This window comes from Caballeronia sordidicola (genome assembly GCF_000729995.1).
In the GTDB taxonomy this organism is placed as follows: Bacteria; Pseudomonadota; Gammaproteobacteria; order Burkholderiales; family Burkholderiaceae; genus Caballeronia; species Caballeronia sordidicola_A.
In genome coordinates, this window is record NZ_JNFG01000001.1 from 1 (window position 1) to 15347 (window position 15347).

Annotated in this window: 11 protein-coding genes and 1 pseudogene; 8 read left to right on the forward strand and 4 right to left on the reverse strand. The window is 61.2% G+C overall.

Going from position 1 to position 15347, the window contains the following annotated elements; all coding sequences use genetic code 11:
* Window positions 1–892: pseudogene (locus tag FH08_RS0100005) on the forward strand (PRC-barrel domain-containing protein); the annotation flags it as partial.
* Window positions 893–906: 14 nt separating this feature from the next.
* Window positions 907–2181 (forward strand): MFS transporter, encoded by a 1275-nt coding sequence (locus tag FH08_RS0100010; RefSeq protein WP_031356336.1) that lies wholly within the window; start codon window positions 907–909, stop codon window positions 2179–2181.
* 26 nt (window positions 2182–2207) lie between these two features.
* On the opposite strand, the gene FH08_RS0100015 is transcribed toward FH08_RS0100010, so the two are convergent.
* Both FH08_RS0100015 and FH08_RS0100020 read right to left on the reverse strand, forming a co-directional pair.
* A complete protein-coding gene (locus FH08_RS0100015; protein WP_031356337.1) occupies window positions 2208–3419 on the reverse strand; it encodes a CaiB/BaiF CoA transferase family protein in 1212 nt (403 codons plus the stop codon).
* Window positions 3420–3600: 181 nt separating this feature from the next.
* Window positions 3601–4545, reverse strand: coding sequence for a LysR substrate-binding domain-containing protein (locus FH08_RS0100020; RefSeq protein WP_035564916.1), 945 nt, complete (start codon window positions 4543–4545; stop codon window positions 3601–3603).
* A gap of 165 nt (window positions 4546–4710) precedes the next feature.
* Here FH08_RS0100020 and FH08_RS0100025 point away from each other — a divergent pair, with 165 nt between their 5' ends.
* Window positions 4711–6024 carry an MFS transporter gene (locus FH08_RS0100025; protein WP_235210236.1) on the forward strand — a complete coding sequence of 438 codons (1314 nt, stop codon included), beginning with the start codon at window positions 4711–4713 and terminating at the stop codon, window positions 6022–6024.
* 30 nt (window positions 6025–6054) lie between these two features.
* Window positions 6055–6798, forward strand: a complete 744-nt coding sequence (locus FH08_RS0100030) for an enoyl-CoA hydratase/isomerase family protein (RefSeq protein ID WP_051887566.1) — start codon at window positions 6055–6057, stop codon at window positions 6796–6798.
* Window position 6799: 1 nt separating this feature from the next.
* Here the strand turns inward: FH08_RS0100030 and FH08_RS0100035 are convergent, their stop codons facing one another.
* Complete coding sequence (locus FH08_RS0100035; protein WP_031356341.1) at window positions 6800–8185, reverse strand: FAD-containing oxidoreductase; 1386 nt, start codon at window positions 8183–8185, stop codon at window positions 6800–6802.
* A gap of 236 nt (window positions 8186–8421) precedes the next feature.
* Here FH08_RS0100035 and aldA point away from each other — a divergent pair, with 236 nt between their 5' ends.
* The 4 genes from aldA (at window position 8422) to FH08_RS0100055 (ending at window position 14145) form a co-directional block, all read left to right on the forward strand.
* Window positions 8422–9846, forward strand: coding sequence for an aldehyde dehydrogenase (gene aldA, locus FH08_RS0100040; protein WP_031356342.1), 1425 nt, complete (start codon window positions 8422–8424; stop codon window positions 9844–9846).
* A gap of 73 nt (window positions 9847–9919) precedes the next feature.
* The gene (locus FH08_RS0100045; RefSeq protein ID WP_031356343.1) at window positions 9920–11251 is read left to right on the forward strand and encodes an MFS transporter; all 1332 of its coding nucleotides are present in this window, start codon (window positions 9920–9922) and stop codon (window positions 11249–11251) included.
* A complete protein-coding gene (locus tag FH08_RS0100050; RefSeq protein ID WP_031356344.1) occupies window positions 11248–12465 on the forward strand; it encodes a mandelate racemase/muconate lactonizing enzyme family protein in 1218 nt (405 codons plus the stop codon). The genes FH08_RS0100045 and FH08_RS0100050 overlap by 4 nt, the downstream gene beginning before the upstream one ends.
* Before the next feature lie 15 nt (window positions 12466–12480).
* Complete coding sequence (locus FH08_RS0100055) at window positions 12481–14145, forward strand: GMC family oxidoreductase (protein WP_035564920.1); 1665 nt, start codon at window positions 12481–12483, stop codon at window positions 14143–14145.
* On the opposite strand, the gene FH08_RS0100060 is transcribed toward FH08_RS0100055, so the two are convergent.
* Complete coding sequence (locus FH08_RS0100060; protein WP_031356346.1) at window positions 14112–15008, reverse strand: LysR substrate-binding domain-containing protein; 897 nt, start codon at window positions 15006–15008, stop codon at window positions 14112–14114. The genes FH08_RS0100055 and FH08_RS0100060 overlap by 34 nt on opposite strands.
* Between the last annotated feature and the right edge of the window lie 339 nt (window positions 15009–15347).

Sequence of the window (15347 nt, forward strand, 5' to 3'; positions counted from 1 at the left end):
GCCGCTTGTCGGCGGCGAGGGAATCGGAGAGATCGATCACAAGCGCTTGAGGCTGCGCCTCCGAATCGATCAGCACGTCGACGACGCGACCCATCCGCGCGCCACTTTTCTGCTCGACAGCGAGATCCAGCGCCCGGACGGCAAGGTGATCGGCCGCGCGGTCGACATGTATGCCGATGCCACTGGCAAACCAAAGATCATGATCGTGAACCTGGCGGGTTTCCTGGGTGTGGGGGACCGCAAGGTGACCTTCCCGTGGACCGCGTTCCGCTTCACTCCCGCGACGAAAAAAGCGCCCATCACCTTCGCGATACCGACGCCCGGCGTATCGACGCCCGGCAGCAATCCCGCATCGAATGCGGCGAAGGCGAAGGCTCAGGAGGCATCGGCGAGACCGGGTTCGGTGAACGACATTCCACCGACGCTCGCTCAACTCATCGACTCGAATGTCTCGCAGAAAAGTGGCGCGCGGATGGGTCGCGTCGTCGACGTGCTGATCGATTCGGAGGCGCAGCCTCAAGCGCTTGTGATCGATCTCTCCGATTCCCTCGCCGCCGACAAGCGGCAGGTCGCCGCCAACTGGCCCGACCTGCACGTGGTCTCGCGCAACAAGGTCATGCAATTGCAACTGGATTTCACCGACGCACAGATCAAAGCCGCCCCGACGTATTCGCCCGATCAGCCGATCAAGATCATTTCGCCCGTCGTCCCGCCACCGGAACCTGCCGAGTCGCCGGAGCCCGCTTCGGCTACCGCTTCGGCCCCCGCTGCAGCTCCCGCTTCGGCACCCGCTGCAGTTGCGGCTGCGGCCCCAACTGCGGCTGCGGCCTCCGGCCCCGGATCTGGTGCGAAAGCCGGAACGGCCGCCGTTGCGCGTCCCTCGAAACAATGAGGACGATCTGAAATATGGGAATTGCACGAAGTCTGCGCGCGCTCGATTGGCTGAACTTCTTTGTCGCGAATGTGCAGACCGGCTTTGGGCCGTTCATCGCCTCCTATCTCGCCGCGAACAAATGGACGCAAGGCGAGATCGGGCTGATGCTGAGCGTCGGCACGATCAGCGCGATGGCGAGCCAGTTGCCGGCCGGCGCGCTCGTCGATGCATTGCGCAACAAGAAAGGCGCGGCCGCGGCCGCCATCATCGCGATCATCGTGGCCGCGTTGCTGCTCGGCGCGAGCCCGACGTTCGTCTCCGTGTTCGCGGCCGAAGTGTTGCACGGCTTCGCAAGCTGCATGCTCGTGCCGGCAATGGCCGCGATCTCGCTCGCGCTCGTCTCGCGCGCCGATCTCGGCAACCGGCTGGGACGTAATGCGCGCTGGGCATCCATTGGCAGCGCGCTCACGGCGGCGTTGATGGGTTTATTCGGCGAATACCTGTCGCTGCGGTCCGTGTTCTTTTTGACCGCAGCGCTGGCGTTGCCTGCGCTCGTCGCGCTGAACATGATCCATCACGAGATGGCGCCCGTCGTGCCGCGCATGAAAAAAGCTGCGGCGAAAGCGGGTGCGAGCATCGCGCAAGCGGTGAGCGCGGAGCGCCCTGAAAGCCTGCGTGATCTGCTTCGCGATCCGAGGCTCCTGACCTTCGCGGCGTGCGTGGTGCTGTTCCACTTGTCGAACGCGGCCATGCTGAACCTCGCCGCCGGAGAAGTCACCGCGCACATGGGCGACAACGTTCAGCTCGTGATTGCGGCGTGCATTATCGTGCCGCAGTTCATCGTGGCGGGGTTGTCGCCGTGGGTCGGGCGGCAGGCGCAAAGCTGGGGACGGCGGCCGGTGCTGATCATCGGCTTCTCGGCGCTGCCGTTACGTGCGCTGTTGTTCGCGGCCGCCAGCAGCGCGGCCAGCCCTTACCTGCTGGTGCCGGTGCAAATGCTCGACGGTATCAGCGCGGCGGTGTTCGGCGTGATGCTGCCGCTGATTGCCGCCGATGTCGCCGGCGGCAAGGGCCGGTACAACTTGTGTATCGGATTCTTTGGGCTGGCGGCAGGCGTTGGGGCGACGCTGAGCACGGCGATTGCCGGGTTCGTGGCGGACAAGTTCGGCGTGAACACCAGCTTCTTTGGACTTGCAGCAGCCGGTGCGCTGGCCGTGGCGCTGGTATGGCTCGCCATGCCGGAAACCCGCGATGCCGCCGCCAACGACCAAGCCGTCAAGGAGAAGGAAGCGACGCCGGCGGCGTGACGATGTTAAATGAGCACGCGCTTGATTCAGCCCAGCGCGTGCTCATGCTGCAACACAACCTGCGATGTCAGCCACGCATCGATCTGCGTATCTGAAAAACCGTACTCGCTCAGCACATCGATCGTGTGTTCGCCCAGCATGGGCGGTGACATGCGAACCGAACCTTCGGTCATCTCGCTCATCCTGATCGCGCTGGCCACCTGCTTCAACTGACCTATCGCGCCGTGCGCCACTTCTTCGACCAGGCCGCAGTGCACCACCTGCGGATCGGCGAACACGTCCGCGAGGTTATTGATGGGCCCAGCCGGAATGCCAAGCCGTCTCAGATCAGTGGTCCAGTCGGCACGCGTGCGCGTGCGCAGTTTTGTATCGATGATCTCTTTCAGCGCCTCCCGATGCTGCATCCGCTGCTCGTTGGTGACGAAACGCGGGTCCGCCATGATGTGCGCGAGCCCAAGCAGTTCGCAAAGCTTGACCCACATGTCGGGCGTGCCCGGCGCCAGGTTCAGCGCGCCGTCCTGCGCCTCGAAGACGCCATACGGCGCAATCACCGGATGATGATTGCCGGTCGGCTCTGGAATTTCGCCCGCGCTCAAATAACGCTGGCCCTGCACGCCCAGCATGGCGACCAGTCCCGACAGCAGCGAACTCTCGACGCGCTGGCCACGTCCCGTTTGCTGCCGCGAGAGCAACGCGGCGAGGACGCCCATTGCGGTCCACATGCCGGCGGTCATGTCGCCGATCGCGATGCCCACGCGCGTGGGGCCAGCGTCGGGCATGCCCGTGAGACTCATGATCCCGGCGTACCCTTGCGCGACCTGATCGAAACCTGGCCACGATGCGGCCGGACCCGTGCGGCCATAGCCGGTAATGTTGCCGTAGACGAGCCTTGGATTAAGCGCCGATAACGTCTCGTACCCTAGCCCCATGCTTTCCATCGTGCCAGTCTTGAAGTTTTCGAGGACGACATCCGCGGTACTGGCCATGTTGCGCAGCAGGTCGAGCGCGGCGGGTTTGCGAAAATCCACCGCCATACCGCGCTTGTTCCGGTTGCACGACAGGTAATAAGCGCTGATGCCGCCGGCGAACGGTCCCCAGGTCCTGACCATGTCGCCGCTCGGCGAGGGTTCCACCTTGATCACGTCAGCCCCGAGATCGCCGAGGATCATCGAACAAAAAGGACCCGCGAGCGCGCGAGTCAGATCCAGCACCTTGATTCCCTGCAACGGCAATGCCATGTCCCCTCCGGATATCTGCTTGTGACGGTGCTGGTTTCGTCGATGTTTTTATCGACCAGCACACGATTGAAGCGCACAAGGTAGACGGGCGCCGCGCAGATGAAAAATACAGATTGACGATGGATCAATCACATTGCGGTATGGAGGGGTGAGCGGGAACCAGCGCGCTCGAATGGATGCCTCAGCCCTCGTCCAGCGCCGCCAGACTGCGAGCCCCCATCCATGCACCCGGCACGAGGCGGCGTTGCACGTCCTGGATGATCAGCCCCTGGACGATCTCGCCCGCCGGCGTGAGCGGCAACGATTCCGCGTGACACAGCCACAGGTCGCGTTGCCATTCGTCGCCGTCGAGCGGCGTGGCTATCAGCCGGCCGGACGTGACCTGTTCATGCACGGCGGACCACGGCAGCACGGTCGCCCCCACGCCTCGTTCGACCCATGAAACCAGCATGGACGTGGAGTTGACGACCGCAACGAGGTTGTAATCGAGCTGCGCCGCCGCGAAGGCCCGATCCAGTTTCGTCCTGACGATATTCGGCGGGCTGATCAGCACCAGCGGCAATCGCGCCAACTCTGCAAGGCTGCACGTCGCGCCTATGTCAGTCGCCATATCCGGATGACGGATGAGGAACAATTGTTCGTTGAGCAACGGCGTGCGCGTAAGCCCGCGAACCGGCTGGTCGAGGACAACGACGGCAAGGTCCACCCGGCCCAGCAAGACCAGTCCGTACAGTTCCGACGATGAGCTCTCGGTCAGCTCCAGGATAATGCCTGGGTAATGAGCGCGAAGCTCCTGGACAACATCGATTGCAATCAGGTGCGCGGTGCTGTGAGGCATCCCGACCACGACCGTCCCGTTCGGCTGGCGCGCGTGCTGCGATAGCAGCAATTTCGTGTTGTCAGCCTGGCGCACGAGGCCCTTCGCGTGCCGGTAGAGCAACTCCCCCGACGGCGTCACCTTCACGCCCTGCACGCTGCGGCTGAACAGGCGCACGCTTAGTTCTTCTTCCAGGTTCTTGATATGCAGGCTCAATGCGGGCTGCGCGATACACAAGGTCTCGGCCGCACGCGTAATGCTCCCCGACTCCACAATCGACAGGAAATACCTCAACTGCTTCAGGTCCATCGATCACTCCTTCAACTTCATCGTCCATAACAAAAACACTATGGATGGATCGTAATTCAATATTTCCACGATGTCGCGCCCGCCGCTTATATTGCCCCTGGGCCGATGCAAGGGGCGTCTCTGCACCGCCGCACGGACCCGATAAAAATAGTCAAGGAGACAGGAGTGAACTCATCGAGTCGCGCCATCGGCGAAGCGCTGCCGCTTGAAACAAGGCTCAATCGCGAGCAGATCATTGGGTTCTGGGCGGCATGGTCGGGGTGGACGCTCGATGGCATGGACTCCGTGATTTTTGCGTTGGTGCTTGTACCAGCGTTGAAAGAGTTGTTGCCGCTGTCGGGCTTTGCGGCGACGCCAGGTGTTATCGGTCTGGCCGGGTCACTGATGTTTGCGCTGTTCCTGGTCGGCTGGGGTTTCTCGTACATCTGGGGGCCGCTTGCGGACCGCTTCGGCCGTGTGCGCGTGCTCGCGGCCACTACGCTGTTCTATGCGGTTTTTACGGGGCTCGCGGCTATCTCGCATAACGTCTGGGAGCTCGCGATCTTTCGCTTTCTCGCGGGCGTCGGCGTGGGCGGCGAGTGGGCGCTGGCCGGTACGTATGTGGCGGAAGCATGGCCTGAAGACCGGCGGCGAGCTGGGGCGGGATATCTTCAAACCGGTTATTACGCGGGATTTTTTCTCGCCTCGGCGCTCAACTACACCATCGGCACTCGCTACGGCTGGCGTGTCATGTTCCTGTGCGGCTTGCTGCCCGTCGTGGTCGCGCTGTACACCCTGCTCAAGGTCCGCGAACCGCGCAAATGGAAACGCACGCATGGCGACGCGCCTGTTTCGGCACCCAGCAAACGACCGTTACGCGATATCTTTTCGAAGCCTTATCGGCAGCGAACCATCGTTAATTCGGTGCTGGTAACTGTCGCCATTCTTGGGCTCTGGGGCGGTTCGATCTATCTGCCGTCCGCCGTCATCCAATTGGCGGAGCGGCAGGGAATCGACGGCATCACCGCGATCAAACTGGCCTCCGCAACCACGGCCATTTATTCGATCGGTACGATCATTGGCTGCCTGATACTGCCTTTTCTCGCTGATCGCTACGGCCGCCGCCCTACGCTCGCCGCCTATTACGCCACCGCCGCGCTGTTCCTGGTTGCAGGATTCGGCTGGGCGTTCTACCTTCATTCAGGCTTGGTTCCGTTCATGGCGCTGTCGTTTTTCATCGGCCTGGGCGGGGGCAACGCGGCCATGTATGCGCTGTGGTTGCCTGAGCAGTATCCAACTTCGATCCGCGCTACCGCGTTCGCTTTTTCGACATCGATCGGACGGTTTTTCGCGGCAGGCGTCAGTCTTTGCCTGGGTATGGCGGTGAGCCATTTTGGAACGCTCGGCATACCGATTGCGCTGACGGCATCCCTATTCATTGTTGGAATCATCACGCTGCGATGGGCGATTGAAACACGCGGCCAACCGTTGCCCGACTGAACTTTGAATTAACGATAACTGGCAAGAGACATGACGAATACCAGCACCATCCCCGGTTTTTCCTGTTCGCGGCACGAGGGTGTTGTCACGATCCAGCTCACGCGTGTAGAGCAACATAACCGTATCGATCCTGCCGATCTGGCCGGGCTCCGGGAAACGATTGCATCGGCGGGGAAAGATGAAACAGCCATAGCACTGGTCGTCACAGGAACCGGCGCGACCACGTTCAGTTCGGGCTATACGTTGTCGGCGCTGGCCGAGGGGAATATCGACGATTCATTCGAAAGCTTCCTGAACGAGCTGGAAGCCTGCCCGCTGCCCACTGTCTGCGCGCTCAACGGCAGCGTCTATGGCGGGGCAACGGATCTTGCGCTGTGCTGCGATGTGCGTATCGGCGTAGAGGGCACGCGCATGTTCATGCCGGCGGCGCGTATCGGTTTGCATTATTACCCCGACGGCATGCGTCGATACGTTCGCGAGCTAGGACTGGCTCAGGCGAAACGCCTCTTCCTTACCGGTATGACGCTGGACGCGCCCGAGATGCTGCGCATCGGCTTCCTGACCGAGCTCGTCAAATCCCAACAACTGAGCTCGCGCACGGCGGAATACATCGATGCGCTTCGCGCGTGTGTACCCGATACGGTACGGTCGATGAAGCGTCAATTGACTGCTATTGCCAACGGCGACTCCACGCTCAGCGGCGACAGAACCGCCTATGAGCGATCACTTCAAAGTCCGGTCATCGCTGAACGCATCAAGCAACGCCGCGCCTGAATCATTTCAGCGGTTCAAGCATGCCGAGCAACGTGGGAATCAACTCGCTGACAGTCGGATGAATATGCATCGCGCGTTGCAGCGTGGTGTACGGCGCATCGGCATTCATGATGTCGATGAACGTATGGATGGCTTCATCGGCCTCTATACCGAGCATGGCCGCGCCCAGGATCCTCTTCGATTCGGCATCCACCAGCACCTTCATGAAGCCGTCCGTCTCGCCGCGTTCACGAGCCCGGCCGACGCGCGACATCGGCATGGTGGCGATCAGCGCACGGCGGCCGTCCTTGCGCACTTCCGTCTCGCTCATCCCCACGCGTGCAAACGGCGGATCGACGAAAACGGCATAGCACATGATGCGTGAATCCACGCTGCGCGCCTCACCGTCCACCACATTCGACGCAATGATTTCATAATCGTTGTACGACGTATGCGTGAATGCGCCACGTCCGTTGATGTCACCGACCGCCCACACGCCTTCAGTCCGGGTACGAAGCTGTCCGTCTACATCGATCAAACCGTGCTTGTTCAATTCGATGCCAGCTTGATCCAGCCCGAGGTCATCGGTGTTCGGCGTGCGTCCCGTTGCGAACAGCAGATGCGACGCCTCGATGCTTGTTTGATCGTTGAGCGTGATCCGAATCCCCTTGCCTGCCGGTTCGAGCTTCGACGCTTCGGTGTTGAACAAAAATTCCACGCCCTCCCGCGTCATGACCTTCTGGATCTGAACAGCAAAGTCATTGTCCTCACGCGCCAGCACGCGATCGCCCCTGACGAGGACGGTCACGCGGCTGCCGAAACGCCGGAACATCTGCGCGAATTCCAGCGCGATATAACTTCCGCCGATAATCGCCAGATGCGCCGGCAACTCGGTCAATTCGAGGATGGTGGAATTCGTAAGATGTGAAACGCTGGCCAGCCCGTCGACTTCAGGCACGGTTGCACGCGTGCCCGTATTGATGAAAATCGTGTCCGCGTCGAGCGCCTGTTGTTGACCGTCAGCGCCTGTCACGCTGATCGAATGCGGACCCGTGAACCGGCCGTGGCCATTGAACACGACCACGCCCGGCGTGCTGCGCAACCACTTCTCCATACCGTTGCGCGACCCCGCGACCACGTCGTCCTTGCGTGCCTTGACCCGCGCCAGATTGACTCGCACCTCGCCTTCCACGATCACCCCGTAGTCGCCTGCATGACGCGCGACATGCGCCGCGCGCGCGCTTGCCACGTACGTCTTGGTCGGCGTGCAGCCCACGTTCACGCAGGTGCCGCCGAACAGATGCCGTTCGATCACGGCGGTCCGCCGGCCGCTCTCGGCCAGCTTGACGGCGAGCGGCCCACCGCCTTGGCCCGTGCCGATCACGATAGCGTCGAAGTGCTGTGACATGCGAGTCTCCCCAGTGAATGGTCGGGCCGGATCAGCGCGGATCTGTGAACAAGCGTGGCGCTTTTGCATGTTAGCTCGCCATCGACGATCTCGCTGCACGAAACCACCCGCCTTTCAGTGCGTTTTCCGCATGGGCGGGTCGAGTTTTAATCGCTTGTGGCCGAGTGTCGCGCCGATAAAACTACGCCATTCACGTCGCGGAGGGCCGCGGCGCTCCACCCCTCCTGGCAATCACGATGCGCACCTACCGTAATTTTATCGACGGCCGTTTTGTCGAGCCGCAATCCGATTTTTTCTCCGAGGTCAACAATCCCGCCACGTCGGCCGTCATCGCGCGTGTCTCGCTCGCTTCGCAGGACGACGCGCTGAGCGCGGTAGAAGCCGCATCGCGTGCGCAGAAGAAGTGGCGCGCATTGACGTCGATTGAGCGTGGAGAACATCTGCGCCGTTTCGCCGATGCCATCGTCGAGCGCGCTCCGCAGATTGGTGCAGCGCTCGCACTGGAGTCGGGCAAGAGCGTGGCCGATTCGGAAAACGAAGCCCGCTACGCCGCCGACATCACGCGGTATCACGCGGAATGGGCGCGACGGATTGAAGGCGAAGTCATTCCCAGCGATACCCCGAACGAAAACCTCGTGCTGCATCGCGAACCGATTGGCGTGGTGGCCTGCCTGATCCCGTTCAACTACCCCGTGTATACCCTGCTACGCAAGGTTGCGCCCGCGCTAATTACCGGCAATGCGGTCGTCGTGCGGCCGAGCAATAACACGCCGGCATCCGCATTCGAGATCGCCGAAGCAGCGCTTCAAGCGGGCCTGCCCGCAGGCATTTTCAACGTACTCGCAATGGACCACGCCACCGCGGGCGCGGTCTGCACGCATCCGGCTGTGGGCATGATTACGCTGACCGGCAGCGTGAGCGCCGGGCGCATCGTGCTCGACTACTGCAAGGCGAACATAGCGAAGCCTTCGCTGGAACTCGGCGGCAAGGCGCCCGCGATCATCGAACCCGATGCCGATCTTGAAGCGGCGGCGAGCGCCATCGTGGCATCGAAGACAACGCATTGCGGACAATTGTGTACGGCAATGGAGCGCGTTTATGTCCACGCTAGCGTGCATGATCGTTTCGTCGAATTGCTGCGCACGAAGATGCATGCAGTGCGTTCCGGCGATCGCTCGCAGGATGCATCGAAGATGGGTCCGCTCGTCAGCCGTTCAGCGCAGCGCAACATTCACGCGATGGTCGAACGAGCTGTTGCCGAAGGCGCGACGATCGCCACCGGCGGCGTGTTGCCCGACGGCCCTGGCTACTTCTATCCGGCAACTTTGCTGGTCAATTGCCGCCACGACATGGAAATTGTCCGCGAAGAAATCTTCGGACCGGTGCTGCCGGTGATCTCATACGACACGCTCGACGACGCGCTGGCGATGGCCAACGACCATCAATACGGCTTGTCTTCGGTGCTCTACACCGAGAACTACCGCACCGCGATGCGCGTGGCCAACGAGATTGAAGCCGGTGAACTGTACGTGAACCGCACGCCCGCTGATCCGTATCAAGGCTTTCATGCCGGCTGGAAACGCTCGGGCCTCGGCGGCGATGACGGCAAGCACGGCATGCTCGAATTCACGCAGACGCGTCTCGTCGTCATGAAGTATTGATACCTAACCAATCCAACGCACTCGAACATTTATAAAAACGGCGCTCATGGCGAGCAGCCGAAGGAGACTTCTTATGGAAAAGACCCTGGCCGGCATTGCGCCGTCAATCGCAGATACAACCCGTGCGCAGCGATACATGCAGCTCCTGCTGCTGGTGATTGCCGCGGGCGCGATCTATCCGCTTCTGTATTTGCGTCAGGTCTACCAGACGCCGATGCTCGAGTTTTTTCACATCGACAATAGCCAGCTCGGTTATCTGTATTCGATACTCGGCACCGTTTTCCTGATCAGCTATTTGCCGAGCGGCTGGCTTGCCGACCGCATCGCACCGCGTTTCCTGATCTGCTTTTCGTTGATCGCGACCGGCGGGCTCGGGCTCGTTTATTCGACCGCCCCCAGCTTCCCCGTTTTACTCGCTGTGTTCTGCTGCTGGGGACTGACGACGGGCCTGACGTTCTGGGCTTCCATCCTGAAGCGGGTCAAGACCATTGCAGCGCACGACGAACAAGGCCGGTTCTTCGGCTTGCTCGACGGCGGACGCGGTTTGATCGAAGCATTGCTTGCAACCGTCGCGCTGGTGATCTTCGCGACCGCTACCGAGAAGCACGGCCTGCCGACCGACGTAGGCTTCAAATACGTCGTCTACCTGTATTCGGGCGTCTGTATTGCGCTGGGATTGCTGATGGCGCTGGTGAAAGAACCGCCCGCAACGGCGCAGGAGAAACAGCAAGCAGCAGACAATCTCAAGCAGGACCACTCGCTGTGGCGCGACCTCCTCACGCTGATGCGTATTCCGCAACTCTGGCTGATGGCAGCCATTGTGTTCTGCGGTTATCAGATCTTCTGGGCAACTTATAGCTTCTCCGCTTACCTGCAAGTCGGCGACCTGAAGATGACCGTGGTCATGGCCGGCACGCTCACCACGCTCAAGCTCTGGATGCGCCCCATTGGCGGTATTGGCGGCGGTTATCTCGGCGATCGTTTCTCCACGCTTGGCGTATTGACCAGCGCGCTGTTTCTCGCCGCGCTCGGACTGGTCGCACTGGTCGTGCTGCCCACCCTCGGACATATCGATCCGCGTGCGGGCATTGCAATCATCGCCGTCGTGGTGCTGCTGATCGGCATCCTGACGTACGCCATTCGCGGACTCTACTGGTCGCTGCTCGATCAATGCGGCATTCCACTGCGTATCACCGGCCTGGCAATTGGCCTTGTTTCGCTGATCGGTTATTCGCCCGACGTGTTCCTGCCGCTCGTGAACGGCTGGACTACTGAGCATTTCCCCGGCCTCCTCGGCTACCAGTTCTATTTCTCTTACATCGCTGCGATCAGCGTGATCGGCGGCATCGCCGCACTCGCACTGAAGCGCATGCGCACGACCGTTGCAAAGGACGCCCTCCAATGAAAATCGTCTCTCTCGAAACGCATTTCGTCGCCGTACCGCCGCCGCATTTAGGCGGCATGTACTGGATCTTTGTGAAGCTGAAAACGGCTTGCGGGATTGAGGGCGTGGGCGAAATCTATTCGGCGACGTTCCATCCGAAAGCGATGGCGCACATTATCGACGACGTGTTTGGACGTTATCTGCAAGACCACAATCCGCACCACGTGGAGCGTTTTTTCCGCGAAGCGTATTCGAGCGGCTTCACGCAACGCCCCGACCTCACGATGATGGGCGTCGTCAGCGGGCTTGAGATGGCGTGCTGGGACATTATCGGCAAGGCAGCGGACAAGCCGGTGTATGAACTGCTGGGCGGTTTGGTCAATGAACGTCTGCGCTCGTACACATATCTTTACCCGAAGAACGCCGCGGGCGAATACGACTACGACGACGTCGATCTCGCCGCTGAATGTGCTGTGCAAAACGCGGATCGCGGCTTCACCGCGGTCAAGTTCGATCCCGCCGGTCCGTACACCGCGTATTCGGGCCATCAGCTTTCGCTCGACGTTCTTGAACGCTGCGAGACCTTCTGCAAGCGCATTCGCGAGGCGGTCGGCAATCGATGCGACCTGCTGTTCGGTACGCACGGGCAGATGGTTCCGTCGTCCGCTATCCGGCTTGCGCAACGCCTTGAAAAGTACGACCCGCTATGGTTCGAAGAGCCCGTCCCGCCCGGTCAGGAAGACGCCATGGCGCAAGTCTCCCGGCATACCAGCATCCCCATTGCGGCAGGCGAGCGGCTCACGACCAAGTATGAATTTTTCAAGCTGCTGCAAGTGGGTGCGGCGTCCATTTTGCAATTGAACGTGGCGCGCTGCGGCGGTTTGCTTGAGGGCAAGAAGATCGCCGCCCTTGCCGAAGTCTATTACGCGCAGATCGCACCGCATTTGTACAACGGGCCCATTGGCGCCGCCGCAAGCATCCAGCTTGCCGCCTGCACGCCCAACTTCCTGATCCAGGAAAGCATTGGCACTTGGGACGGTTTTCACGCCGAGATCCTCAAGACGCCGATTCAATGGGAAGACGGTTATATCGTGCCGTCGAAGGCGCCTGGACTGGGCGTGGAATTGAACATGGACGTGGTGCGTGCGCACTCCCCTTACACCGGCGAACGTCTGCATCTGCAGATGGCGTCCAAGCCTGCCGATGTCCGGGATTTTTCTCCGGCCAAAGGCTGAGGTTGAGCACATAACATGACTTACGACTACATCATCGTTGGTGCGGGATCGGCTGGCTGCATTCTCGCCGAGCGGCTGTCCGCGTCGGGACAATACTCCGTGCTCGTGCTCGAAGCGGGCGGCAAGGCTGACTCGTTCTGGTTCAAGATTCCAGTCGGGTTTGCGAAGACGTACTACGATCCGGGCTGCAACTGGATGTATTACACCGAGCCGGAAGCAGAGTTGGCGGACCGGAAAATCTATGCGCCGCGCGGCAAGGTGCAAGGCGGGTCCGGTTCCATCAACGCGATGATCTACGTACGCGGCGCGCCACGTGATTTCGACGACTGGGCGGCGGCCGGCAACGCGGGCTGGTCGTATAAGGACGTGCTGCCGTATTTCCGCAAGCTGGAGACCCACGAGGCCGGCGACACCGCCGTGCATGGCGCGAGCGGCCCGATCCACGTGACATCGATGAAACGCGGCATCCACGCCATTACGCGTCACTTCCTCGATGCCTGCGATGAACTCAAGGTTCCGCGCAACGACGACTTCAACGGCGCGAAGATCGAAGGCGCCGGCGTCTACGATGTGAACACGCACAAGGGTCAACGTGCGTCGAGCAACGTCGCGTATCTGGAACCGGCGTTGAAGCGCTCGAACGTGCATATCGAACATAACGCGCTGACTTCGCGTGTACTGTTCAACGGACTTCGCGCGACGGGGGTCGAGGTATCGCAGAACGGCGTCAAGCGGACGTTCCACGCAGGGCGCGAAGTGCTTTTGTGTGCGGGTGCGGTCGACACGCCCAAGCTGCTGCAACTCTCGGGCATCGGCCCGAAGGAACTGCTCGCGCGCCACGGGATTCCCCTTCTGCATGCGCTGCCCGCCGTCGGCCAGAACCTGCAGGATCATCTCTGCGCGAGCTACTACTATCGCGCGAATATGCCTACGCTGAACGGCGACTTCGGTTCGCTTCTCGGCAAGCTGAAACTCGGGCTGCAGTACCTGCTGACACGCAAGGGACCGCTTGCGATGAGCGTGAATCAGGCCGGCGGTTTCTTCAGCACCGACCCTGCCAGCCCGCTCGCGAACCTGCAGCTTTACTTCAATCCGTTGTCGTACCGGATTCCGAAATCGAACCGCTCGCAGCTCACGCCCGAGCCGTATCCCGGCTTCCTGCTTGCGTTCAACCCGTGCCGTCCGACGAGCCGCGGATCGATCGAGATCGCATCGGCCGATGCGAAAGATGCCGCGCTGATTCACGCGAACTATCTGACGACGCAAAAAGACATAGATGAAGTGATCCAGGGCAGCCGGCTGATCCGTTCGATCATGCAGGCCCCGGCGTTACGCGCGGTGACTGTGGAAGAAACGCTGCCCGGCGCGTCAGTCGTGCCCGATGGCGACGACGCCGCCATGCTGCAGTATTTCCGCGAGAACAGCGGCTCGATCTATCACCTGTGCGGATCGTGCGCGATGGGCCCGGACCCGCAGACCGCGGTAGTCGATGAGCGTCTGCGCGTGCATGGCATCGAGGCATTGCGGATTGTCGACGCGTCCATTTTCCCGAACGTCACGTCCGGCAATATCAATGCACCGGTAATGATGGTGGCGGAAAAAGGCGCGCAAATGATTCTCGCCGATGCCGCCGCGCCCAGCTTCGTTCAACGCGAAGCGCTTGCCGCTGCTTCGGCCTGAAGCCACTGCTGGAACAGCCGCTGCGTCCCGCTTGCACGCTGCTCGGGACGCAGCACGAACCAGTACGACTGGCGCCCTTCTATCTCTACATCCAGCACCTGCCGCAATTGCCCGGACGCCAGTTCTGCCGCGATCATGTGGCGATCGGCAATGGTGATGCCCATGCCGTCGATAGCGGCTCGTATCGATAAATCGAGCAGGTCGAATTCGTGACCATTGTCCGTGTCGACGCCTTCAATGCGCGCAGCGTCCAGCCAGTGCTGCCAGGTCAGGTACCGCTGATCTTCGCCCGATAGAACATGCAGCAGGGTAAAACGGTTCAGATCCACCGGGGCATCCACGCCTTCGCGATCCAGCAGCACGGGCGACGCCACCGCTATATGCCGCTCGTGCATCAGCAAGGTACTTTCGAGGTTATTCCATTCGCCATCGCCGAAACGCACCGCGCAATCGAGGCGGTTCGAATCTGTAATGCCATCGTCCACGCGCGTCGTGATGCTCAGGTCGAGTTGCGGAAACGCTTCGCGCAGGCGCCCTAGACGCGGCACCAGCCAGCGTGCCGCGAAGGTTGGCGGAACGTTGATGCGCAAGCGGTTGACATCGTTTTTCTGGCTGATCGCGCGGACCGTCAATTCGATCTTGTCGAAGGATTGCTGCAATGCGCGCAGCAGCACGCGCCCGCTCGGCGTGAGGACAAGATGCTGGTGACGGCGGGAAAACAGCGTCTCGCCGAGCTGCTCTTCCAGTTGCCGGACCTGACGGCTGACCGCGCTTTGCGTAACGTTCAGCAGCTCGGCTGCACGGGTGAAACTGCCGGTGGTACCGGCCGCCTCGAAGGCTTTGAGCGCATTCAGCGCGGGCATTTTACGTTTCACGATGGATCGGAAAGGTCGTTGTTTCGTTAGCACGCGAGCTCCGGGGCAGGGAGCGTCAGTTGAGCGGGTGTTCGCGTGATCTTACTCAGCCATCCGCTTGAATTGTCGCGATTTGACTTCCTCGCGCCGGATCGACCGAATACAGGTGCGCCATTATCCGTTCATTGCACGCCCGTGCATGCTGCAGCGCTCCCCCTATCCGACGATGAGATCCCTGGACCGAATTCATTTCAGCCAGCGGTCATGGGCCCAAAATCGGTTGCTCGTTGAAGCAATGCTGTAGCGGTGAGGCCTGTGGCATGACCCTTGCTCGCAAACGAACACGCA

Excerpts from the sequence above, each read along its gene's own strand:
- FH08_RS0100050 (WP_031356344.1), top strand. The coding sequence starts at position 11,248 with ATGAAAATCGTCTCTCTCGAAACGCATTTCGTCGCCGTACCGCCGCCG.
- FH08_RS0100035 (WP_031356341.1), bottom strand. The coding sequence starts at position 8,185 with ATGTCACAGCACTTCGACGCTATCGTGATCGGCACGGGCCAAGGCGGT.
- aldA (WP_031356342.1), top strand. The coding sequence starts at position 8,422 with ATGCGCACCTACCGTAATTTTATCGACGGCCGTTTTGTCGAGCCGCAA.
- FH08_RS0100015 (WP_031356337.1), bottom strand. The coding sequence starts at position 3,419 with ATGGCATTGCCGTTGCAGGGAATCAAGGTGCTGGATCTGACTCGCGCG.
- FH08_RS0100010 (WP_031356336.1), top strand. The coding sequence starts at position 907 with ATGGGAATTGCACGAAGTCTGCGCGCGCTCGATTGGCTGAACTTCTTT.
- FH08_RS0100030 (WP_051887566.1), top strand. The coding sequence starts at position 6,055 with ATGACGAATACCAGCACCATCCCCGGTTTTTCCTGTTCGCGGCACGAG.
- FH08_RS0100055 (WP_035564920.1), top strand. The coding sequence starts at position 12,481 with ATGACTTACGACTACATCATCGTTGGTGCGGGATCGGCTGGCTGCATT.
- FH08_RS0100045 (WP_031356343.1), top strand. The coding sequence starts at position 9,920 with ATGGAAAAGACCCTGGCCGGCATTGCGCCGTCAATCGCAGATACAACC.
- FH08_RS0100060 (WP_031356346.1), bottom strand. The coding sequence starts at position 15,008 with ATGCCCGCGCTGAATGCGCTCAAAGCCTTCGAGGCGGCCGGTACCACC.
- FH08_RS0100020 (WP_035564916.1), bottom strand. The coding sequence starts at position 4,545 with ATGGACCTGAAGCAGTTGAGGTATTTCCTGTCGATTGTGGAGTCGGGG.